The sequence below is a fragment of the Paraburkholderia sp. RL17-337-BIB-A genome, from assembly GCF_046025895.1.
GTDB classification, from domain to species: Bacteria; Pseudomonadota; Gammaproteobacteria; order Burkholderiales; family Burkholderiaceae; genus Paraburkholderia; species Paraburkholderia fungorum_C.
On record NZ_JARESY010000001.1, the window covers coordinates 78,086 to 100,922 of the forward strand.

22 protein-coding genes are annotated in these 22,837 nt (G+C 63.4%); 12 read left to right on the top strand and 10 right to left on the bottom strand.

Annotation, left to right across the window (positions count from 1 at the left end):
• Window positions 1-145 precede the first annotated feature (145 nt).
• The gene (flgA, locus tag P0D84_RS00345) at window positions 146-1,693 is read right to left on the bottom strand and encodes a flagellar basal body P-ring formation chaperone FlgA (protein ID WP_408331504.1); all 1,548 of its coding nucleotides are present in this window, start codon (window positions 1,691-1,693) and stop codon (window positions 146-148) included.
• Between the two features lie 227 nt (window positions 1,694-1,920).
• Between flgA and flgB the strand changes: the two genes are divergently transcribed.
• The 12 genes from flgB to flgL all read left to right on the top strand — a co-directional run bounded on the left by flgB (window position 1,921) and on the right by flgL (window position 14,637).
• Window positions 1,921-2,415 (top strand): flagellar basal body rod protein FlgB, encoded by a 495-nt coding sequence (gene flgB / locus P0D84_RS00350; RefSeq protein ID WP_408331506.1) that lies wholly within the window; start codon window positions 1,921-1,923, stop codon window positions 2,413-2,415.
• A gap of 168 nt (window positions 2,416-2,583) precedes the next feature.
• Window positions 2,584-3,009, top strand: a complete 426-nt coding sequence (gene flgC, locus P0D84_RS00355; protein WP_408331508.1) for a flagellar basal body rod protein FlgC — start codon at window positions 2,584-2,586, stop codon at window positions 3,007-3,009.
• A gap of 10 nt (window positions 3,010-3,019) precedes the next feature.
• Entirely contained in the window at window positions 3,020-3,742 is a 723-nt protein-coding gene (locus tag P0D84_RS00360) for a flagellar hook assembly protein FlgD (protein WP_408331510.1), read from the top strand.
• A 43-nt stretch (window positions 3,743-3,785) separates the two neighbouring features.
• Entirely contained in the window at window positions 3,786-5,303 is a 1,518-nt protein-coding gene (locus tag P0D84_RS00365; RefSeq protein ID WP_408331512.1) for a flagellar hook protein FlgE, read from the top strand.
• Between the two features lie 19 nt (window positions 5,304-5,322).
• Window positions 5,323-6,081, top strand: coding sequence for a flagellar basal-body rod protein FlgF (flgF, locus tag P0D84_RS00370; RefSeq protein WP_408331514.1), 759 nt, complete (start codon window positions 5,323-5,325; stop codon window positions 6,079-6,081).
• A gap of 108 nt (window positions 6,082-6,189) precedes the next feature.
• Window positions 6,190-6,978 (top strand): flagellar basal-body rod protein FlgG, encoded by a 789-nt coding sequence (gene flgG / locus P0D84_RS00375; RefSeq protein WP_408331516.1) that lies wholly within the window; start codon window positions 6,190-6,192, stop codon window positions 6,976-6,978.
• 38 nt (window positions 6,979-7,016) lie between these two features.
• Window positions 7,017-7,715, top strand: a complete 699-nt coding sequence (gene flgH, locus P0D84_RS00380; protein ID WP_408331518.1) for a flagellar basal body L-ring protein FlgH — start codon at window positions 7,017-7,019, stop codon at window positions 7,713-7,715.
• 68 nt (window positions 7,716-7,783) lie between these two features.
• Window positions 7,784-8,932: a flagellar basal body P-ring protein FlgI gene (locus P0D84_RS00385; RefSeq protein ID WP_408339587.1), complete on the top strand. Its 1,149-nt coding sequence runs from the start codon at window positions 7,784-7,786 to the stop codon at window positions 8,930-8,932.
• Window positions 8,933-8,944: 12 nt separating this feature from the next.
• Window positions 8,945-9,943, top strand: coding sequence for a flagellar assembly peptidoglycan hydrolase FlgJ (gene flgJ / locus P0D84_RS00390; RefSeq protein WP_408331520.1), 999 nt, complete (start codon window positions 8,945-8,947; stop codon window positions 9,941-9,943).
• A gap of 437 nt (window positions 9,944-10,380) precedes the next feature.
• A complete protein-coding gene (locus P0D84_RS00395; RefSeq protein WP_408331522.1) occupies window positions 10,381-11,157 on the top strand; it encodes a flagellar brake protein in 777 nt (258 codons plus the stop codon).
• 218 nt (window positions 11,158-11,375) lie between these two features.
• Complete coding sequence (gene flgK / locus P0D84_RS00400) at window positions 11,376-13,388, top strand: flagellar hook-associated protein FlgK (RefSeq protein WP_408331524.1); 2,013 nt, start codon at window positions 11,376-11,378, stop codon at window positions 13,386-13,388.
• Window positions 13,389-13,398: 10 nt separating this feature from the next.
• Window positions 13,399-14,637, top strand: coding sequence for a flagellar hook-associated protein FlgL (gene flgL / locus P0D84_RS00405; protein WP_408331526.1), 1,239 nt, complete (start codon window positions 13,399-13,401; stop codon window positions 14,635-14,637).
• Between the two features lie 165 nt (window positions 14,638-14,802).
• On the opposite strand, the gene fliR is transcribed toward flgL, so the two are convergent.
• From fliR to fliJ, 9 genes are all read right to left on the bottom strand, one after another.
• Window positions 14,803-15,585, bottom strand: a complete 783-nt coding sequence (fliR, locus tag P0D84_RS00410; protein ID WP_408331528.1) for a flagellar biosynthetic protein FliR — start codon at window positions 15,583-15,585, stop codon at window positions 14,803-14,805.
• Between the two features lie 46 nt (window positions 15,586-15,631).
• Window positions 15,632-15,901: a flagellar biosynthesis protein FliQ gene (gene fliQ, locus P0D84_RS00415; protein ID WP_408331530.1), complete on the bottom strand. Its 270-nt coding sequence runs from the start codon at window positions 15,899-15,901 to the stop codon at window positions 15,632-15,634.
• 110 nt (window positions 15,902-16,011) lie between these two features.
• The gene (gene fliP, locus P0D84_RS00420) at window positions 16,012-16,791 is read right to left on the bottom strand and encodes a flagellar type III secretion system pore protein FliP (RefSeq protein WP_408331532.1); all 780 of its coding nucleotides are present in this window, start codon (window positions 16,789-16,791) and stop codon (window positions 16,012-16,014) included.
• Between the two features lie 53 nt (window positions 16,792-16,844).
• On the bottom strand, window positions 16,845-17,546 hold the full coding sequence (gene fliO, locus P0D84_RS00425; RefSeq protein WP_408331534.1) for a flagellar biosynthetic protein FliO: 702 nt from the start codon (window positions 17,544-17,546) through the stop codon (window positions 16,845-16,847).
• Window positions 17,543-18,007 carry a flagellar motor switch protein FliN gene (gene fliN / locus P0D84_RS00430; RefSeq protein ID WP_408331535.1) on the bottom strand — a complete coding sequence of 155 codons (465 nt, stop codon included), beginning with the start codon at window positions 18,005-18,007 and terminating at the stop codon, window positions 17,543-17,545. Before fliN ends, fliO begins: the two co-directional genes overlap by 4 nt.
• Window positions 18,000-18,998, bottom strand: coding sequence for a flagellar motor switch protein FliM (fliM, locus tag P0D84_RS00435; protein ID WP_408331537.1), 999 nt, complete (start codon window positions 18,996-18,998; stop codon window positions 18,000-18,002). Before fliM ends, fliN begins: the two co-directional genes overlap by 8 nt.
• 77 nt (window positions 18,999-19,075) lie before the next feature.
• Window positions 19,076-19,582: a flagellar basal body-associated protein FliL gene (gene fliL, locus P0D84_RS00440; protein WP_408331539.1), complete on the bottom strand. Its 507-nt coding sequence runs from the start codon at window positions 19,580-19,582 to the stop codon at window positions 19,076-19,078.
• A gap of 1,176 nt (window positions 19,583-20,758) precedes the next feature.
• On the bottom strand, window positions 20,759-22,321 hold the full coding sequence (locus tag P0D84_RS00445; protein ID WP_408331541.1) for a flagellar hook-length control protein FliK: 1,563 nt from the start codon (window positions 22,319-22,321) through the stop codon (window positions 20,759-20,761).
• A gap of 61 nt (window positions 22,322-22,382) precedes the next feature.
• A complete protein-coding gene (gene fliJ / locus P0D84_RS00450; RefSeq protein WP_408331543.1) occupies window positions 22,383-22,832 on the bottom strand; it encodes a flagellar export protein FliJ in 450 nt (149 codons plus the stop codon).
• Window positions 22,833-22,837: the final 5 nt, after the last annotated feature.

Sequence of the window (22,837 nt, forward strand, 5' to 3'; positions counted from 1 at the left end):
GTGATCAAAACTTTAGCGCAATCGCTCCAGGTTTTGCCTTGTCGTTCAAGACGATCCGGCCCCTTGGCGGGTTCGACACCCGCTCTGCCCGCCGCATCGGCTGTCCAGTTTGAATCCGCGTCGGCGCGTGGGCTGTGGTGCGAGCTCACAGCTGAACCTCCACCGTCGAACCGTCCTTGACGATGCCGGAGATGATCTGTCCGCTAGCCGTCTTGACGCGTACCTGCTGGCCCGGCGACGCATTGTTCATGACGCTGCCTTCGGCCGAAATCGCGAAACCGGCGCCCGCCGCGACGACCCGCACGGTTTGTCCGATCGACACCGCCGACGCGCTTTTCAGCATGTCGCGGCGCAAAGGCATGCCGCTGGCGACGCGCACTAGCGACACGGAGCCGACCGCCTGCGACGGGTCGGTCACGATCGCCTGCGGCAAGCCGGTCAGGTCGCCGTCGCGTGCGACGAGGTCGGCGGCGGTGAGCACGTCGCCCGGCGCCATCGCGCGGGCGGCCAGATAGTAGGTGGCGTGCAGTGAAATACGCGCTTGCAGGTAGATAGTCCACGGGCGTTCGCCGACGCAGCGCACGCCGACGGTCGTACGGCCCCACAGGCGCGCGCCGCTCGGCATGAACGGTTCGAGCGTCACGCAGGCTGCGAGCCCGCGCGGAAACGCCGGGGCGACGGTGATTTCGACCTTGCCGGGCAAGCCTGCCGCTTGCTGCTGCAAGAAGGCGAGTGCGGAGCTGCGAATCGCGTCGGCGTCTTGCTGGCCGGTCGGCGGCATGGGTTGCGCCGCTGCCGCCCGCAGGTTCTGTTGCGCGACGGCCGGCGCTACCTGGCGCGTCGACGGCGTACCGGCGATGGTGGCGGGCGTGGTCGGCATGGGTACGGGCATCGGCGCTGGTTTCGATGCGGCCGCCACGGTCACGACGGATTTGCCGTTCGCGTCCAACTCCGGTGGCTCGCCGCGCGAAGCAAGACTGTCGAAGCCACCGGCTGCAGACGTGTTGCCGATTGCGCTTTCAACACCGCTGCCGGGCGCATTGGCGGCCACCGGCTGCACGCCGGCGCCTTGCCGTCCGGCATTGAGCGCGGGCGCCGGCGTGACCACGACCGGCACGACTTGACGCGAACCCTGCAGCAGATTGACGCGTGCAACCGCGGCGGTGGAATTGGCTGCCGCCGCATTGGCATTTCCCGGCGCGGGAATCGTCACGACGCCATTCGCATCGGGCCTGAAGCTGGTGCGGATCATCTGCGGCGCGGCAGGCGGTTGGCCCGCGCCCGGAATGACGATCGAGCCGCTCGCATTGGCGGCGCGCGTTAACGGATCGGCGTCGCGCGCGACCGGCCCCGGCGTCAGCGACTGCGCGGTAGCGGCGGCGAGCGTCGCCGCGGACCCTGCGCGTTTCGCGGGCGCTGCCTGCATCTGCTCGGCCAGATCGGCGAGCGCGGCGGGATTCTTTTCGCCCGGTCCGGGAATCACGATCGGGCCGCCAGCGTCCTGAGCCTGCGCGGCGACCGGCAGCAGCACGACGCCGCCTGCGACCCACAGCGCCACGTTGACGACGAGGCGCATCAGGAGACGGGACGTGCGGCGTACAGCAATCCGTGACGTACGCGGCACAGCGCCCACGCGACGCGCCGTCGCCGCGCGGCTCGCGCGGTGCGTCAGATCGAGGGTGGGCTGGTCCATCGTGTTTCTCCATCGAATACATTGGTACGCCTTGCATTCTAGTGAGCCCCCCCATTGCGCAAACGTTGAATAGAAGCCCCCTTTCCCGGTTATTCGTCCGATTGCGACTTGCGTTCGGCCCATAAGATGGACCTCATGCAAAAAGGTCTTCCCGTCCGGCGCGCTGCTCATACGAGGCGCAGCTTGGGACAAACGGGAAGACTCGGGAACGTTCTCCGGAGATTTCAATGCTGGACAAACTCGATGCCGAATTCGCCTTTGGCCGCCAGGCGCTCGATGTGCGCGCTTACCGGCAGGAACTGCTGTCGTCGAATATCGCCAATGCTGATACCCCCGGGTACAAGGCGCGCGACGTCGACTTCGCTTCGTCGCTGGCCGGCGCGCTAAAGAAGGCGGACGGCGGTGCGGGCACGGGCGCCTCGAACAACTCGTCGCTCGCCATGACGCAGCCCGCGGGGGTGACGAGCGGCATGTCGATGGCGACGACCGCGCCGGGCCACATGTCCGGCAACGCGACGCTGACGCCGACCGGCGGCACGCCCGACGACTATGGCAATTTGCAATACCGCATTCCGACGCAGCCCGCGCTCGACGGCAACACGGTCGACATCGACACGGAGCGGGTGCAGTTCGCGGACAACTCGTTGCACTTCGAATCAGGCATGACAGTGTTATCGAACCAGATCAAGACGATGCTTTCGGCGATCACGTCGGGCTCGTAAATAAGACGTGCAGCAAAGACGCGCAGCAAAGACGCACAGCAACAGGCACCGCAAAAAGACACAGCAGTACGCAGGAACAATCGCTACGGGAATTAACTTGAAGCCGGGCCGAGCCGTGCAACTACGTTGCATGGGATCGGAGTAAGCGCTGAGGAGAGGTCAGGAAACATGCCATCTTTAATGAACATTTTCGGTGTTGCAGGCTCCGCGATGTCGGCGCAGTCGCAGCGGCTCAACGTGACGGCGTCGAATCTCGCCAACGCGGACAGCACGACCGGCCCGGACGGCCAACCGTACAGGGCCAAGCAGGTCGTGTTCGCGGTCAGCCCGATCGGCGGCGCGCGCACGGGCTCCGGCCAGCAGATCGGCGGCGTGCAGGTTACCGGCGTGGTCGACGACCCGACGCCGATGAAGACCGCCTACGACCCCGGCAATCCGGCGGCCAACCCAGACGGTTATGTCACGTTGCCCAACGTCGACCCGGTGCAGGAAATGGTCAACATGATCTCGGCCTCGCGCTCGTACCAGGCCAACGTCGAGACCCTGAACACCGCCAAGGCACTGATGCTGAAAACGCTCACGATCGGAACCTGAGGAGAGCTCCTTGACCACCAACACCACCATCGGCAACAGCGGCACGACTGTGTCGCAAACGTTGCTCGATACGATGAACGGCACGAACAGTGCATCGAGCGCGAGCAGTTCCACCAGTTCGACGGGCAGCACCTCCGCGGCCAATCTCCAGACGACGTTTCTGCAACTGCTCGTCGCGCAGTTGCAGAACCAGGATCCGACCAATCCGATGGACAGCTCGCAGATGACCTCGCAGCTGGCGCAGATCAACACGGTGTCGGGCATCAGCCAGCTGAACACGACGTTGAGCTCGCTCGCCACGCAGATGTCGGCAGGCCAGCAGTCGCAAGCCGCGATGCTGATCGGCTCGACCGTGCTCGCGCCGGGCAGCTCGGTGTCGGTTGCAAGCGGCAAGGCCGGCGCGTTCGGCGTGCAGCTTGCCAACTCGGTGAGCGATTTGCAGGTGGTGGTGAAGAACTCGGCGGGACAGATTGTCAGCACGCTCGACCTCGGCAAGCAGTCGGCCGGCACGATCCCGGTGGGCTGGACGCCGACCGATGCGTCCGGCAACGCGCTGCCCGACGGCACCTACACGATCAGCGCCGTCGGCACGATCAACGGCCAGCAAGCCACCGCGACGACCCTCACGGGCGCGACGGTGCAAAGCGTCGTCATGCAGAGCGACGGTACGCCGGGCCTCGTGCTGTCGAACGGTTCGACCGTGGGGCTGACAGGCGTCGCCGCCATCCTCTGATTCAGATTCAGTCAGTTACGACTTTCCAGATACGGAGACCGTCATGGGTTACCAACAAGGTTTGAGTGGTTTGTCGGCGGCGTCGAGCGATCTCGACGTGATCGGCAACAACATTGCCAACGCCAATACGGTTGGCTTCAAGAGCGGCGCGGCGCAATTCGCGGACATGTATGCCAGTTCGGTGGCGACCGCGGTGGGCAACCAGGTCGGCATCGGTACCCAGCTCTCCGAAGTGCAGCAGCAGTTCTCGCAGGGCACGATCACTAGCACCAATCAGGCGCTCGACGTCGCGATCAACGGCAACGGCTTCTTCCAGCTGTCGGACAACGGCTCGATGGTGTATTCGCGCAACGGTGTGTTCCAGCTCGACAAGAACGGCAACATCACCAACGCGCAAGGCTTGCAACTGATGGGCTATGCGGCGAACAGCTCGGGCGTCATCAACACCGCGCAAACCGTGCCGATTAGCGTGCCGACGACGAACATCGCGCCGCAAGCCACCACCACGATCGCCGCCGGTTTGAACCTGAACGCGCAGGATCCGCTGATGCTCGGCACGCCGACCGTGGCGCCGACCCTCATGGCGGGTAGCTCGCTCAACACCCCCCCCGCCGTCGTGACGATTACGAACACCGCTTCGGGCACGAACAACGATAACTACACTATTACGTTCCCAACCCCGTCCACCTACTCGGTGATCGATAGCACGGTCGGTCCGCCGGGGACCGGCGGTACGTACAGCCCCGGCACGGCGATTCAGCTCGGCAACGGCCAGACCATCACATTCAACGGCACGCCGGCTGCCGGAGACTCCGTCAAGGTCGCGCCGACTAAGGTCGCGTTCAACCAGAACAGCTCGTCGACGTACAACTACTCCACCAGCACGACGGTCTACGACACGCTCGGCGGCTCGCAGACGGTCAACATGTATTTCGCCAAGGCCTCGGCGGGCACGTGGAACGTGTACGCGGGCACCTCGACCGGCACGGCGAGCCTGGTCGGCCAGGCAAACTTCAACTCGTCCGGAACGCTGCTCGGCACGACGGACACGAACGGCGTTGCCACTGCCACGCCGTTCGCGTTTAACTTCTCAATTCCGAACACCGATGGCTCATCGACGCCGCAGGCCTTGACGCTGAACATCGCCGGCACGACGCAGTACGGCGGCAGCGACGGGGTGAATTCGTTGCAACCCAACGGCTACGCAGCCGGCACGCTGACGAGCTTCACGATCGGCGCCGACGGCACGGTGACCGGCAACTACTCGAACCAGCAAACCGCCGCGCTCGGCCAGATCGTGCTGGCCAACTTCTCGAACCAGAACGGTCTCGTGGACCTCGGCAATAACGAATTTCAGCAGACCTCGGCTTCGGGAGTGGCGCAGATTTCGGCACCGGGCTCGACTAACCACGGCGTGCTGCAAGGCGGGGCGGTGGAAGACTCGAATGTCGACCTGACGAGCGAGCTGGTGAACCTGATCACCGCGCAACGCAACTATCAAGCGAACGCGCAGACGATCAAGACTCAGCAGACCGTCGACCAGACCCTGATCAACCTGTAAGCGAGCGAGACACTCCATCATGGATCGGCTGATCTACACCGCGATGTCGGGCAGCGCCCAGGCGCTCGAACAGCAGGCTATCGTTGCCAACAATCTGGCGAATGCCTCGACCACCGGTTTTCGCGCGCAGCTTGCGACCTTCCGCGCCGTGCCGCTGGCGTTCGGCGACGGCAGTTCGATCAACGACGACACCACGCGCACCTTCGTGCTGTCGTCGACGCCGGGCGCCGACTATACGCCGGGGCCGATCCAGCAGACGGGCAATCCGCTCGACGTGGCGATTCAGGGTCCGGGCTGGCTGGCGGTGCAAACCGCCGACGGCGACGAGGCTTACACACGCGCCGGCAATCTGCACGTCGACGAGAACGGGCAACTGGTGAACGCTACCAATCAGGTGGTGCTCGGCAATGGCGGTCCGGTCGCGGTGCCGCCGGGTGCGGAAATCACCATCGGCAAGGACGGCACCGTGTCCGCGCTGACGCCCGGCGATCCGCCCACCGCGGTGGTGGTGGTCGATCAGCTGAAGCTGGTGAATCCGGATCCGCAAACCATGACGCGCGGCGACGACGGCCTCTTTCGAACCGCCGACGGCAACCCTGCCGATGCCGATCCGACCGTCACGCTGGCGCCGGCTTCGCTCGAAGGCAGCAACGTGAATCCGGTGAGTGCAATGGTCGCCATGATCACCAACGCCCGCCAGTTCCAGATGCAGACCCAACTGCTGCAAAACGCGGACAAGAACGATCAGTCCGCCAACGAGTTGCTGACTTTTAGCTAACGAATTGCGCGAGGTTGCCCCGACATGGCAACCATCTTGCATGACAGCTTTGCATGGGACCGGAGTAAGCGCTAAAGCGCTAACTCCGGTCGACATAGGAGAAGAATTGTGAATCGCTCGCTCTACATCGCCGCTACCGGCATGAATGCGCAACAGGCGCAGATGGACGTGATTTCGAACAACCTCGCGAACGTCAGCACCAACGGCTTCAAAGGCTCGCGCGCGGTGTTCGAGGATCTGCTGTATCAGACGATCCGCCAGCCGGGTGCGAACTCGACGCAAAACACCGAACTGCCGTCCGGCATCCAGCTCGGCACCGGTGTGCAACAGGTCGCCACCGAGCGTCTGTACACGCAGGGCAATCTGCAGCAAACCGGCAACTCGAAAGACGTCGCCATCAACGGTCAGGGCTTTTTCCAGGTGCAGATGCCCGACGGCACCACCGCCTACACGCGTGACGGTTCGTTCCAGACCAACGCGCAAGGTCAGCTCGTCACGTCGAGCGGCTATCAGGTGATTCCCGCGATCACGATTCCAAACAACGCGACCTCGCTGACGATTGGCAGCGACGGCGTGGTGTCGATCACCGTCGCCGGCCAGACCAACACCCAGCAGCTTGGCTCGATGCAGGTCGCCACCTTTATCAACCCGGCCGGCCTGGATGCGAAGGGTGAAAACCTGTTCGCCGAAACCGCCTCGTCGGGCGCGCCGAACGTCACGCAACCGGGCCTGAATGGCGCCGGCACACTTAATCAGGGTTACGTGGAAGCATCGAACGTGAACGTGGTGCAGGAACTGGTGAACATGATCCAGACGCAGCGCGCTTACGAAATCAACAGCAAGGCCGTGACGACGTCCGACCAGATGCTGCAGACCCTCAGCCAGATGCAGGTTTAAAGGCTCAAGGGACTGAGAATTAACAGGCGGTAATCAAGATGTCGTACTTCACTCGTAATCCGGTTCATTCGCGCACCGCTCAGGCGCTCGTGCAGCTCACGCTGCTTGCGGCGCTGGGTGGCTGCGGCCTCGTGCCGAAGCAGCCGATCACGCAGCAGCCGATGACGGCCGTGCCGCCGCTGCCGCCGCAAGCACAGTCGCCGGGCTCGATCTACAACCCGGGTTACGCGGGCCGGCCATTGTTCGAAGATCAGCGGCCGCGCAATGTGGGCGACATCCTGACCATCGTGATTCAGGAAAACGTCAACGCGACGAAGTCGTCGGGAGCCAACGCGAACCGTACAGGCAGCACGAACTTTAGCGTGCCGACGGCGGGCTTCCTGGGCGGACTGTTCGGCAAAACCAACTTGAGCGCCAACGGCGCGAACGTGTTCGCCGGAACCGGCGGCGCCAATGCGTCGAATACGTTCAACGGCACGATCACCGTGACGGTGACCGGCGTACTGCCGAACGGCAATCTGGCGGTGAGCGGCGAAAAGCAGATGCTGATCAACCAGGGCAATGAGTTTGTGCGCTTTTCCGGAGTGGTGAACCCGAACACGATTTCGAGCCTCAACGCCGTGTATTCCACTCAGGTGGCCGACGCGAAAATCGAATACTCCGCGAAGGGCTATCTCGACGAGGCCGAGAACATGGGTTGGCTGCAGCGCTTCTTCCTTAACGTGTCGCCGTGGTGATCATGCGCATCGTCTTCTCCCGCCTCGACCGCGTCGCGCAACTCGCCCAGTTCGGCCGCGTTGGCCGCATGGGCATTGTTGGCCGTGCCCTCGCTTGCGTCGCGCTCGCTTGCGCCGCGCTGCCGGCCGCAACTCCCGCCCACGCCGAACGTCTGAAGGACCTCGCGCAGATTCAAGGCGTGCGCGACAACCCGCTGATCGGCTACGGCCTCGTCGTCGGTCTCGACGGCACGGGCGACCAGACCACGCAGACACCGTTCACCACGCAGACGCTTGCCAACATGCTGGCGAACCTCGGCATCTCGATCAACAACCAGGCGGCGGGCTCGAGCAATCAGCAGTCGTCGCTGGCGAACATCCAGTTGAAGAACGTCGCCGCGGTGATGGTGACGGCGGTGCTGCCGCCGTTCGCGCGTCCTGGCGAACAGATCGACATTACTGTGTCTTCGCTCGGCAATGCCAGGAGTCTGCGCGGCGGCACGCTGCTGCTCACGCCGCTCAAGGGCGCCGATGGCCAGGTGTACGCGCTCGGCCAGGGCAACCTCGCGGTCGGCGGCGCCGGCGCGAGCGCGAACGGCAGCCGGGTGCAGGTGAATACGCTGGCTGCCGGCCGCATCGCCGGCGGCGCCATCGTCGAACGCGCAGTGCCGACCAGGGTATCCCAGGCGGGCACGATGCAGCTCGATCTGAACGACATGGACTACGACACCACGCAGCGCGTGGTGTCCGCGGTCAACAACGCGTTTGGCAGCGGCACGGCCACCGCGCTCGACGGCCGCACGATCCAGTTGCGCGCGCCGTCCGATCCTGAGCAGCAGGTCGCCTTCATGGCGCAATTGCAGAACCTCGACGTCAGGCCGGCGCAAGCCGCCGCGAAGGTCATCCTGAACGCGCGCACCGGCTCGATCGTGATGAACCAGATGGTCACGCTGCAGAACTGCGCGGTGGCGCACGGCAATCTGTCGGTGGTGGTCAATACGCAGCCGGTGGTGAGTCAGCCGGGCGCGTTCTCGAACGGCCAGACGGTGGCGGCCAGGCAGTCGCAGATTCAGATGAAGCAGGACGACGGCGCCCTGAAGCTGGTGAGCGCCGGCGCCAATCTCGCCGACGTGGTGAAGGCGCTCAACGCATTGGGTGCGACGCCCGCGGATCTGATGTCGATCCTGCAGGCCATGAAAGCGGCGGGTGCTTTGCGCGCCGACCTGGAAATCATCTAAGGAAGACACAGGATGAATTCGGATACGACCAACTCCGCCAACGCGGCGAACGACCTGACCCAGCGCTTTGCGCTCGACGTGCAGGGCTTCGGCAAATTGAGCGCGCAGGCCAAGGCTTCGCCGCAAGCCGGCATGAAGATGGCCGCGCAGCAGTTCGACGCGGTGTTCACGCAGATGATGCTGAAGAGCATGCGCGATGCGACGCCGCAGGATGGTCCGTTCGATTCGCACGACAGCGCCACCTTCACGTCGATGATGGATCAGCAGTTGTCGCAACAGCTGTCGCAGAAAGGTATCGGCGTGGCTGACGCGATGCTCAAGCAGATGATGCGCAATCAGGGCATGCAGGTGGGCGGCGCGAGTGGCACAAGCGGTGGCCTCGCCGGCATGGCCAATGCGTTGGGCGGCGGCAGCGGCGACGACGAAGGCCAGACTGCGGCGCTGAACGCGCTTGCGAAGGCCTACGGCAATGCGCAGGCCAATGGCCAGCTCGCGATGGGCCGGGGCTACTCGGCCAACAGCTCACTGACGCCGCCGATCAAAGGCGACGGCAGCTCGCCGAAGGTCGATGCTTTCGTCGACAAGCTGGCCCAGCCGGCGCAAGCCGCCAGCGCGGCGACCGGCATTCCGGCGCGCTTCATCATCGGCCAGGCCGCGCTCGAATCGGGCTGGGGCAAAAGCGAAATCAGGAAGTCGGACGGTTCGACCAGCCACAACGTATTCGGCATCAAGGCGACCGGAGACTGGACCGGCAAGACCGTCTCGACGGTCACGACCGAGTATGTGAACGGCAAGCCGCAGCGCACGGTTGAAAAATTCCGCGCGTACGACTCGTATCAGGAAGCGATGACCGACTACGCGAGCCTGCTCAAGGGCAACCCGCGTTATGCGCAAGTGATCAATTCCGCGCATGACGTGAATGGCTTTGCCAATGGCATGCAGCGCGCAGGTTACGCGACCGACCCGCATTACGCGAAAAAGCTGATGTCCATCATGCAGAGGATGGGCTGAGCCGCCGTGAATGCAGGTGCGCGGTCGTAGCCGGCCGCACAGTCGATTAGTTTGAGTAGTTTGATTTTTCCCGAATCAGGAAGCATGCACGCGACGGGGCCAGGTGCATAACAAGACGGACGAGGCCGGCTGCCTGCGGGCGGCCGGTCCACCCGCATAAATTGCGTGATCGTCCGCTCGTTTCGATGCACCGGATTGCGCTGTCGGCATATCGATGACATACCGACGGGGTATCGGCATTTTAATGTTTGTGGAAATATTTCATGAGCGGCCCCTAAATTTTGCTTGAACGCTGCCGCTAATCAGTTACACCCGATACCGGAAAAACGTTGTAATGTCCGGTTGAATGCGCGTGCCGCGGCTTCGATGGAGACCGCGCAAAAGCCCCGGCAGGAGCCTTGGCACGCGCCCGCAAGAACATGCATACCGGCAAGCCCATGGATACAAACCAGTCGCACGGCCAAACCGCCGCACTCGGTGAGCCGCACGCCACGCTAGACGAAAGTGCACCCGATTTCGGTCGTCGCAATCCGCTGGAGATCGGCGTTCAGTTACGCAACCTCGTCAATCGGGGCGATTTCCTCACCGTTGAATACGCGGGTGGTCAGCTCGTGACGCGCCTGCTCGATGTCGATGTGCGCGGACGCACCTTCACTTTCGATTGGGGCGCACTCTCCGCCCAGAACAAAGGCTTACTGGGCGCGTCGCGCTGCCAGTTCCATGCGTCGCCGGACGGCGTGCGCGTCGAGTTCGCCACCGCCACGCCACGCGAAACCCGCTACGAAGGATTGCCCGCATTCGAGGCGAACTTCCCCGAGGTGCTGTTCTACGTGCAGCGCCGCGAGTATTTCCGCGTCGATGCGCCGATTCTCGATCCGTATATGTGCACCGGCCGTTTTTCCGAGGGCGACACGTTCCGTTTCGAAGTGCACGATCTGTCGCTCGGCGGCGTCGGCATGCGCACCACGGATGAACGCGTGGCCGAATTGCCGATGGGGACGAGGCTTGAGGATTGCGAGCTGTTGCTCGGTTCGTTTGGCCGGCTTGCGCTCGATCTGCAACTGGTGTCGCACCGCTCCACCGCGTTGCCGAACGGCACGCAGCGCTATCAACTCGGCTTCCGCTTCGTGGCTTTGCCGGGCAGTGCTGAAAACACGCTGCAACGGCTGATTACGCAGCTCGAAATGAAGCGCCGCTCGCTGGTGCGCCCATAAAAACGCTGGATGGGCGGTGTCTGGGCATGGCTCGGATGCCGCCCACTTTCCGCCTGAATGCGGAGCGGGCAAAAGCCCGCTAACACAGGCCTCGCAAACGTTGCAACAAACGTCGAACAAGCATCGGATCGCCCTCAATTTTTCCTCCTGGGGGCCGTTAAACAGAATGTTCAAGTAACGCGGTGGCATGTGGTCGGTGTCGCCCTTCAGGATGACGCATGTCGGACAATCTCATCAGTATCGGCCTCAGTGGACTGAACGCAGCCCAATGGGGACTCACGACGACCGGTCAGAACATCAGCAACGCGTCCACGCCGGGCTACACGATCGAAACGCCGGTCTACGCGGAAAGCGGTGGCCAGTACACGGGCTCCGGCTATCTGCCGCAGGGCGTCTCGACGGTCACCGTGTCGCGCCAGTACAGCCAGTATCTGACCACTGAGCTGAACAGTGCGCAAAGTTCGGGCAGCGCGCTGTCGTCGTACAGCTCGATGATCTCGCAACTGAACAATCTGATCGGCAGCCCGACCGCCGGTATTGCCAGTGCGATCACCAGCTATTTCACGGGTTTGCAGAACGTCTCGAACAGCGCCTCCACGCTGTCCACCCGGCAGACCGCGATGAGCGGCGCGCAGACGCTCGTCAACCAGGTCAACGCCGCGGGACTGCAATACGATTCGCTGCGTCAGAGCGTCAACACCCAGCTCACCAGCACCGTTTCGCAGATCAATAGCTACACGCAGCAGATCGCGCAGTTGAACGGACAAATCGCAGCGGTCAGCACGCAAGGCCAACCGCCGAACCAATTGATGGATGAGCGCGATCAAGCCGTGTCGAATCTGTCGCAGCTGATCGGCGTGAACGTCGTCAATAGCAACGGCAACTACAACGTGTTCATGAGCAATGGCCAGCCGCTTGTGTCCGCTGGCAACAGCTACAACCTGGGCACGGCGGTTTCGACCGGCGACTCCAGCGAACTCTCGGTGCAGTACCTGGGGCAAGCTGGCGCGAACCCGGCCGCCGCGCCGCAGCCCCTGCCCGACAGCAAGGTGACGGGTGGCACGCTCGGCGGCCTCGTCGCGTTCCGTAGCCAGACGCTCGACCCGGCCGAAGCGCAACTCGGCGCGATTGCCGTGAGCTTCTCCGCGCAGGTCAATGCCCAGAACGCACTCGGCATTACGCTCAACGGTGCCCAGGGCGGCGCACTGTTTTCGGTGGGCGCCCCGACCGTCTACGCGAACACGCAGAACACCGGCAATGCCTCGCTGAGCGTGTCTTTCGTGAATGCTGCGCAGCCGACTACCGGCGACTACACGCTCGCCTACAACGGCAAGACCTATACGTTGACCGATAATTCGAGCGGCGCCGTGGTGGGCTCGGCAACCAGCCCGAGCCAACCGATCGACGGTCTGACGATCGACGGTCTGAATTTCTCGGCCACCGGCACGATGAAGCCCGGCGACTCGTTTACGGTCGAGCCGACTCGCGGCGCGCTGAACAGCTTTGCCACCGCGACGACGAATCCTTCGGCGATTGCGGCCGCCTCCCCGGTGCTCGGCTCGGCCGCGGTGAGCAACACCGGCACCGCCACGATTTCGTCGGGCACGGTGACGGCGCCCTACACCATGCCGAACGCGACCACTACGCTGTCGTATAGCGTCACGGGAGCGGCCGGGTTCCTGTCCGGGTTCCCGGCCGGCTCGACGGTGACGGTGACAGCTGGCACGCCGCCGACCCAAACCGCCTACAACATCGCCGCCACTACGACCACCGTGCCATATTCGGCGGTCACGGGCGCGACGCTGACGATCAACAACGCGACAGCCGGCAGCATGAATGGCGTGACCGTCACGATCAGCGGAGCACCTGCCGCCGGCGACACCTTCAGCATCGGCCCGAACACCGGCGCGACCAACGACGGCAGTAACGCACTCGCGTTGTCGAATCTGTCCAACGCGAAGTCGATGTCGGGCGGCACGCTCACGCTGGTCGGCTCGTATGCGAACTACGTCAACCAGGTGGGCAACCAGACCAACCAGATTCAGACGTCGAGTACGGCCCAGACCGCGCTGGTGACGCAGATCACCAGTGCGCAGCAGTCGGTCTCCGGTGTGAACCTCAATGAGGAGGCTGCCAATCTGCTTCAGTATCAGGAGGCCTATCAGGCCAACAGTAAAGTCATTCAGACCGCGCAGACTCTGTTCCAGACGTTGATCGGCATCTTCCAGTGAGGCGTTGAACGTGCGTATCTCCAGTTCACAGTATTTCAACATGAACGTGTCGACGATGAGCGATGAGCAAGCTCAGTTGTCGCAGCTGTATGCCGAGATTTCGAGCGGCGTGAGCCTCAACACGCCGTCGGACAATCCGCTCGGCGCGGCGCAGGCGGTGCAGTTGAGTTCGACTGCGACTAGCTTGTCGCAATACACGACCAACCAGACCATGGCGCTCGCGTCGCTGCAACAGGAAGGCTCCACGCTGGGCAGCGTGAACACCGTGTTGGCGAGCATCAACACGCTGATACTGCAAGCCGGCGACGCTTCGCTGAACAACAGCAACCGCGGCGCAATTGCCACACAGTTGCAAGGGTTGAGCGACCAGTTGATGACGTTGGCCAACACGACTGACCCGCAGGGCAACTACCTGTTCGCCGGCTTTCAAAGCACCGCGCAGCCATACAGCACCAATTCGGCCGGCGTCGTGACTTATTCAGGTGATACCGGCGCGCGCACCGTGCAGATCAGCGGCTCGAGCACTGTCCAGACGGCCGACAACGGTCTCTCGATCTTCGGCAGCGTCGCACCGGTCGGCACGAGCGCGGTGCCGGCCGCGGTGTCCGGCAACCAGGGCAGTGGCGTGATCAGCGCGGTCAGCCTGAATAATCCGACCGATCCGACCAATGCCGACACCTACACCATCAATTTCTTGACGCCGACCACCTACACGGTGAGCCAGACCAGTCCGACAACGCCGGGCACGCCGGGCACGCCGGGCACGCCGGGCCCGGTGCAGACGTTCACGGCAGGTTCGACCATCACGCTCCGCGGCCAGTCGGTGAGCATCAGCGGCACACCGAGCTCGGGCGACAGCTTCACGGTAACGCCGGCCACGCAAGGCAACATGGACGTGTTCGCGAATCTGAACCAGTTGATTGCCGCACTGCAATCGCCGGTCTCGGGCGCGGCTTCGGCGGCCAGTCTCCAGAATACGCTGACCACTAGCGCGACTCAGCTCGGGAACACGATCAACAACGTGGTCACCGCGCAGGCGAACGTAGGTGGCCGCGAGCAGGAAGTGCAGGCGTTGCAGACGGTCACGCAGGCCAACACGTTGCAGACGTCGACGAACCTGACGGGTCTGACGCAAACCAACATGGTTCAGACCATCGCCCAGTACACGATGGAGCAAACCACACTGCAAGCGGCGCAACTGGCGTTTTCGAAGATTCAGAACATGTCGCTGTTCCAGTACCTGAACTGAACGGGCGCCTCGTCTGAAATGCGGAAGGGCGGAAGCCGGTGTGAGCCGGCTCCGCCCTTCTGCGTTCTGAGTTGGCCGATGCATGGCCGGCGCTGCCCGGGTGCGTCAGCGACGCACGCGCGAGACGTGACCCACGCGAAGCCAGTCGCCGGCCCGCAAGCCCTGCTATCTGAGCCCGGCCGCCACGCGCCCCATCTGCTCGATACCGACGTCGAACAGGCGCATGAAGAATGGAATCATGTTCGGGATCATCAGTTGCAGGAGCAGCATGCCGATCAGCATCGTCAGGGGAAAGCCGATCTGGAATACGCCGATTTGCGGCGCGGCGCGGTTGAGAATGCCCAGCGAGAGGTTGGTGATGAGAAGCGCGACGACCACCGGTAGCGAGAGCAGGAGCCCCGCCGAAAACACCGTACTGCCGAAATTCGCCAAGGTGCGCCAGCCCGGCGCGCCGAGGATGTTCGCTGACACAGGGACCGACTGGAAGGTGGCGAGCAGCGCGCTGATCATTTGCAGATGGCCGTCGATCACCAGAAACACCAGCATCGCGATCGTGTTCATGTAGGTCGACAGCACCGCGCTCGAACTGTCCGCCTGAGCATCGAAGAATGTCGCGAAGCCGAGGCCCATGCCCAGGCCGACAAAGTCGCCGGTCGCGCTGATCGCCTGAAACACGACCTGCATCGTCACGCCGAGCGCAATGCCGATCAGAAACTGATTGACGATGATCCACACGCCTTCGGCGGAAAACACGGTTACTTGCGGCATGGCGCCGAGCGTGGGCGCGACAATGATCGTGATGAAGGCTGCCAGGCCGACCTTCACGCGCGTCGACAGCGAGGTGTTACCGAGCACCGGCGCGCTCGCGACCAGCGCGAGAATCCGCACGAACGGCCACAGGAATGCCGTGAGCCAGGCGTTCAGTTGTGCGTAGGTGACGGAAAACATGACGGTGGGCGAGGGGGCGAGCGCCGAGCCGAGGCCGGCGCCAGGCTCAGTTGACGAGCGTGGGGATGTTGGTGAGCGTCTGGCGCAGGTAGTCGAGCATGGTCGTCAGCATCCATGGGCCGGCGATCACCATCGTGATGGCGATCGCGAGCAGCTTCGGAATGAACGACAGTGTGGTTTCGTTGATCTGCGTCGCGGCCTGGAACAGGCTCACCACCAGACCGACCACGAGCGCGACCAGCAGCAAGGGCGCGGCGAGCAGCAGCCCGATATACATGGCTTGGTGCGCGAGTGTCATGACGGATTCTTGATTCATGGCGAGTCGACTCGAAGCGTGAAGGGTGGAGTGGCGCGGCTAATGGTCGTAGCTAAGTGACGTAACCAAGTGACGTAACTAAGTGACAAGTGTCACAACCAGGGGCGCCGTTAAACAAAGCTCTGCGCGAGCGAGCCGAGCAGCAATTGCCAACCGTCGACCAGCACAAACAGCATCAACTTGAACGGCAGCGAGATGGTGGCGGGCGACACCATCATCATCCCCATCGACATCAGTACGCTCGCCACCACCATGTCGATGATCAGGAACGGGATGAAAATCGTGAAGCCGATCTGGAAGCCCGTCTTCAGTTCACTCGTCACGAACGACGGCACCAGCAGCGAGAGCGGCACGTCTTCCGGACCTTGCATTGGCGCAGCGTGCGAGATGCGGGCGAACAACGCGAGATCGCTTTCGCGGGTCTGGCGCAGCATGAACGTCTTGAACGGCGCGAGGCCGCGGTTCACCGCCGTTTCCATCGGGATGGTGCCGTCGGAGAACGGCTTATAGCCGTCGTTATAAGCCTTGTCGAGCACCGGCGACATCACGAACAGCGTGAGGAACAGCGCGAGACCGACCAGCACCTGGTTAGGCGGCGTGGTGGTCGTGCCGAGCGCCTGGCGCAGCAGCGACAACACGATGATGATGCGCGTGAAGCTCGTCATCATCAGCACCATCGCCGGCAGGAACGACAGCATCGTGAGCAGCAGCATCGTCTGCACGCTCAGCGAGTAGGTCGTGCCGCCGTTCGGACCCGGGCTCGTATTGAAGGCCGGCAAGCCGGCGGCTTGCGCGAACGACAGCGTCGGCAGCGCGAGCATCAGCGCCGGCAACACGACAGGCGCGAGACGGCGCAAAACGGGAAGCACTTTCGAGGCGCCGCGAGACATGCGAGTGACGTGCGCTTGACGTACTGATTGCGCTGACTGAAGACTGAACTGCATTACCGATCCCCGCTGCCTTGCCCATTGAAACGTTTGCCCACTTCGCCTTTCAAGGCATCGCGAAAGCGTTGGCCGAAGGTGCCTGGCAACGCCGCGCCTGCACCCGGTGAACCCGATGCGCCGGGTGCGCCCGCTTGCGTGCCTGCGACCGGATCGAGCGCGGCTGAACCGGCGGGCATGGTGTGCAGCAGACGCACATTGCCGGGCGCCGTGCCGAGCACGAGCCACGTATCGCCGATCTCGACCACCGCGACCCGCTCCTTGCCGCCGAGCGAGGCGCCGCCGATCGTCTTCACGAGGCCGCCGCGACCGGCGGGTTGCAAGCCGAAGCGGCGCGCAAGCCAGGCACAGGCAAACACCAGACCGATCACGACCAGCAAGCCGACGATGGTTTGCAGCACCGCGCCGACGCCGAGCGCCGGAACGGCCGTGCCGGCACCCACACCCGAGGCGATTTTCGCGGCGTTGTTGACTGCGTTCATGTCGGCTGCATGCGCGGCCGATGGCGCGAAGATGGCCACTGAGGTCAGTGCCGGGGTGGCCACGGCGATCAGCGCCGAGGTCGCCACTGAACTCCGCGCGAGCTTCAGCGCCGAGGTGGCTGCTGCCGTGGTTACCGTTGCTGCGAGCCCAGCGCGATTGAAAACAACGCGCGATGCATGGCAAAACCGCAGCATGGCGCGACCGGCAACGCGTTTCATCGATTCAACTTCCGGATGCGTTCTGACGGCGTGATGATGTCGGTCAGACGGATGCCGAACTTGTCGTTCACCACCACCACTTCGCCTTGGGCGATCAGACAGCCGTTCACCAGCACGTCCATCGGTTCGCCGGCCAGGCCGTCCAGTTCCACGACCGACCCTTGCGCGAGTTGCAGCAGGTTGCGGATCGCGATCTTGGTGCGGCCGAGTTCGACGGTCATCTGGACGGGAATGTCCAGGATCATGTCGATGTCGTTGCGCGTCGAGGTCGGTTCGACCTTTGAAAGCGGCTGGAACACGCCGGCCGTGGTCGCGCTGACTTCCGTGTTGTCGTTCTGCTCGGCCAGCGCGCTCGCCCAGTCGGCCATCGCCGCGTCGTCTTCGGCGCTGGCTGTGTCGGCGGCGAATTGCGGCTCGCCGGCGGCCAGTTCTGCCTCGGTCTTTGCGTTCAGGTCACTCATATCCACCATCCTTCATCGTTTCGGCTGCGCTGATCATCTTCTGGACCCGCAACGCGTACTGACCATTGAAAATTCCGTAGCCGCATTCCATCACCGGCACGCCATCGACCTTCGCCGTGATGTGTTCGGGAATGTTGATCGGCAGAACATCGCCCTTGCGCATGTTCAGGATCTGTTCGAACGTAACCGGTACCTGGGCCAGATCGGCGGTCAGTTCCACTTCCGCTGCCTGCACCTGCTGCGACAGCACGCGGACCCAGCGGCGGTCGACTTCGAGCGCCTCGCCCTGAATCGGCGACGAGAGAACGTCGCGGATGGGTTCGATCATCGAATACGGCATGCAGATGTGCAGCGTGCCGCCCGTCGTGCCGAACTCGATCGAGAACTGCGTGACGATGACGATTTCGTTCGGCGTCGCCACGTTGGCGAACTGCGTGTGCATTTCCGAGCGCACGTATTCGAACTGCAGCGGCCGCACGCTTTTCCACGAAGCCGTGTAGTGCTCGAACGTGAGATTGAGCAGCTTCATGATGATGCGCTGCTCGGTTGCCGTGAAATCGCGGCCTTCGACGCGGGTATGGAAGCGCCCGTCGCCGCCGAACAGATTGTCGACCACGAAGAACACCAGATTCGGGTCGAACACGAACAGCGACGTGCCGCGCAACGGCTTCACATGGACCAGGTTCAGATTGGTCGGGATCGGCAGGTTGCGGGTGAACTCGCTGTACTTCAGCACCTTCACCGGACCGACGGAGATTTCCGCCGAGCGCCGCATGAAGTTGAAGATACCGACGCGCAACAGACGCGCGAAGCGGTCGTTGATGATTTCGAGGCCGGGCATCCGGCCGCGGACGATGCGTTCCTGCGTCGCGATGTTGTACGGGCGTACGCCTGAGCGGTCGGTCTGCTCGGCTTCCGCGTCGGACTCGCCGGTGACGCCCTTGAGGAGGGCATCGACCTCCTCCTGGGACATGAACTCTTCGTGGCCCATTCCTTATTCCTCGTGCGTCCCGAAGCGGTTGATGATGGCGGCGTCGAATAACACCAATAAGAACGTCACTAAGAACGTCACTGCACGATGAATTCGGTGAACAGCACGTCCTGGACGTGGATTGGCGCGGCGCCATTATCGGTCGGCTGTTCGATCAGCGTCCGGAGCTCGGTGGCCAGGGCGCGTTTGCCTTCGAGCGGCGCGAGGTCGTCCGGGTGTTTGTTCGACAATGCGAGGAGGATGCGGCTGCGCACTTCCGGCATGTGGTCGGTGAGTTCCTGCTGGGTTTTCGGGTCGTTGAGCTTGAGCGTCAGGCCGATACGCAGGAAGTGTTGCTGACCGTCGTCCGATTGCAGATTGACGGTCATCGATTCGAGCGGGAAGAAGATCGGCACGGCCAGTGGCGCAGGCGCGCTGGCGGTTTCCGTGGATGCGGCGGCCGGAGCGCGCCTGGACATGAAGAACCACACACCCGCGCCGGCAGCGCCTGCGGCGATGATCGCGATGAGGACGATCAGGATGATGCGCTTCAAGGGGCCCGGGGAAGCGGGCACGGCTTGCTGGTTTGCGGTCGGGGTTGCCATGAGGTTTGCTTTGCTTGCCTTTAGTGCTGGTGATGGTGATTGTTGTTGATTTGCCTGCGGCGCGATGGGTCGAAAAGAAGGGTTATTGAGGGCTATCTCTGGTTTTTGCCCATTCGGGTGGGGGATTGCCTGGCGGCTGGGGCTTTTGCCTTCGGCGATGGTGTTTGGGGTGGGTTGTTTTGCCTGCGCGGCGGGTGTTTTTTGTGTGCTTGTGGCGTTGGAGTTTTGCTGGGTTGTTTGCCTGCTTGGCGCTTGTTTCTCTATGCCTGTGGCGTTGGCCTTTCCTTGAATTCTTATTGGTCTATTAGCGTTGCCCCTGTGCGGGGCGCACCTACTTTTCTTTGCCTGCCGCAAAGAAAAGTAGGCAAAAGAAAGCGGCTCAAACCGCTAGCTCACAAGCGGGTCCCTCGCACAGCCACAGTAGTGGTGCATCTGGAATCTGTGTTCTCGCACATTCAGCGTGAGTGACACAGCCGTCATACTTCCGGCGGCGCTGCGCGCGCCGAAGGGCACTTCTCTAAAACCGTCCGCGCGGTTTTTGCGCCTGCCGTCCATTCGGCGCGATGGTTCACCTCTCGCTACGCACAACCAACCACCGATGCCTCTCGCCGCCCGCAAACGAAGCCTAGGTTTCCCATGCAAACCCGTCCGCGCCGAGGCGAAGCCGATGGCCCCACCACGCCGAAACGAAGCACCTGGTTTCCCATGCATACCCATCCGCGACGCACGTAGTGCGAAGTGGGCGCTGATGACGGCCTGGTCACTAACGCCGAATGTGCGATGGCACGGATTCCAGATGCACCACTACCGCGACTGTGCGGGGGACCCGCTTATGAGCTGGCGGGGTGAGCCGCTTTCTTTGCTTATCTTTCTTTGCGGCGGCAAAGAAAGTAAGTGCCGCCCCGCACAGGGGCAACGCTAATAGACCAATAAGAATTCAAGGAAAGGCCAACGCCATAGGCAGACAGACCACAAAGCACCACGCGGGCAACGAAATCAACGAAAGGCCAACCCCATAAAAACACAGACAAAAATCGCGAGCAGCCAACCCCAAATCAAGCAAAGACAAACCCCATAAAAACACAGACAAAAACCGCCGCGCAGGCCAACCCAAATCAAGCAAACCCCACCGCCGCAGGCAACCAGACATCAACCGCCGCCCAGGCAAAAAAACGACTAAGCAAACGTATCCACCAATCCCACACTCCGCCGCACGGCACCACTCCCTCCGTTATCAACGGACTCAGAATCCCCCCCAGCGCTGCTGGTAAAAGCCCCCGCAGCCCCGCTGCCTCCCCTCCCTGACTGCCCCGAATCAGCACTCTGCTGCCCACCCCCCTGGCGGGCAAACCCATCGCTAACACTCGCGCTCCCCAACCCAATCCCATTGGACTCCATCGCCTCACGAAGCTTCGGCAACGCGGCCTCGACCGCCTCCCGCACCTGCTGATGCTGCGACACAAACAACGCATGGGCATGGTTATCGGCAACCTGCAACACAACCTGCAGCGGTCCCAGATCCTTCGGATTCAAAGTCAGCTCGGCACTCTGCGAATTCGCATTCGACAAAAACACCACCTTCTGACTCAACGCATCTTCCCAGTCCGTCGTACCCACCGGCGGCGACAACGCATTCGCTGCTTCCGCCGCGCCGGCGTTACCCGTCGTTTGCACGGCCGCTGTCGTACTCGCGGCGCTCGCCGCGGCGACCTGGCTCGCTGCCAGCGCCGCGGTCGCGGCATCGGTCGCGCTATTGAAGGACGCCAGATCGCCAGCCTGCGCACCGCCGCCAGCCGGCGCGCTCTGCGCGTCAGCCGCTGCCTTCGTCGCCGCCGACGGATCGACCATGGTCGTGGCCGCCGTCGTCAACGCGGCCTTGCCAGCGCTCGATCCCTTGCCCTCGCCGAACAATCCGGCCGCAAGCGTCTTGCCGTCCGCTGATCCGTTCAGTCCGTTGTTCGCGCCAGTCCCCAGACCGCTTGCCGCGTGCGCCGCCGCGCCGCTCGCCAGCGCCTGCGCCGGCACCACGCCCTGGCCGTTCGCCAGCGCGGCTAGCGCCGCCTGCAAGGCGTCCTGCACCGACTTCGGATCGGTTGCGCCAGCCTTTTTGCCGGTGGTGCCGCGCGTTGTGGCGTCCGTGCCCGTGCCCGTGCCGGGCAGTGCTGTTGCGGCGTCAGTCAGTGCTGTGTCGGGGTCGGCGCTCGCCGGGTCGGTCGCGTTATTCGCATTGGCTTGAGCCTCGGCCCGCGCAGCGGCCGCCGCTGCGGCCGTGCCCGCGTCGGTCTGCGTGGTCGTGTTGCCGGACTTCGGCAGCGTGGCTTTGGTCTTGTCGGTCGAGGCCTGCTGCGTATTGGCAGACGAAGCAGACGAAGCAGACGAAGCGGACGAAGCGGACGAAGCAGATGACCCGGACGAGGCAGACGACCCGGACGAAGCAGACGAGGCAGTCGCAGCAGACGACGACCCGGACGAGGAAGCGCTCGTCGAATTGTTAGTGTTACTGCTCCCGGTATCCGGGCTCTTCGTCGAAGGATCGGGCGGCGGCGGTGCGTCATGCACGCTCGACGACGAAGCCGGCGGCGGGCTCGCACTCTGCACGGCCAGATTGTTTTGCAGCTGGATGTTCTGTTGCAGAGTTTGCGAGAACGATTTGGCGTTCGCCGCAGCGGCGATGGCAGCGCTGTTGGACGTGCTGCTGGCGGAGCCAGGCAGTGAGCCGATCGGTGAAAGAGGCGACATAGGGAATCCTGTCAATCCGTCAAACGGGGTGTTCCGTCAATCGAGGCGGCGCCGGGGCGCTTCAAGCGCCTTCGGTGCGCATCCTCAGAATGCGGGCGGCGTGTTCGTCGGCATCGCGCTGGTCGCGCCGCGCCACGGTTTTCGCCTCGGCAGTCTCGCCGCGCGCCTGCAGCACTTCATACGAACCAAGCTTCTGCTTCTGGCGCTGCCAGTCGGGCTTGGCAGCTTCGACGCGCGCATTGGCCGTCACCAGCAGGTTGCGCTGCTGTTCGATGGCGGTGTCGAGCGTGTCGATGAATGCCTGAAAATTACGCATGTTGCCGGCGGGCATGCCCGCCTGGGCGGTCGCCGTGAAACGCGTGTGATATTCGTCGCGGTACTGCACCAGCGCGTCGAGCTGCGACTGCACGTCGTTGCGCTCGCGCTGCGCGCGGCCCAGACGTTGTGCGGCGGCATCCACGTCGTCCTGGGCCAGGCCGATGAGTGTCTTGATCGGAAAGTGTTTCGCCATCGTCA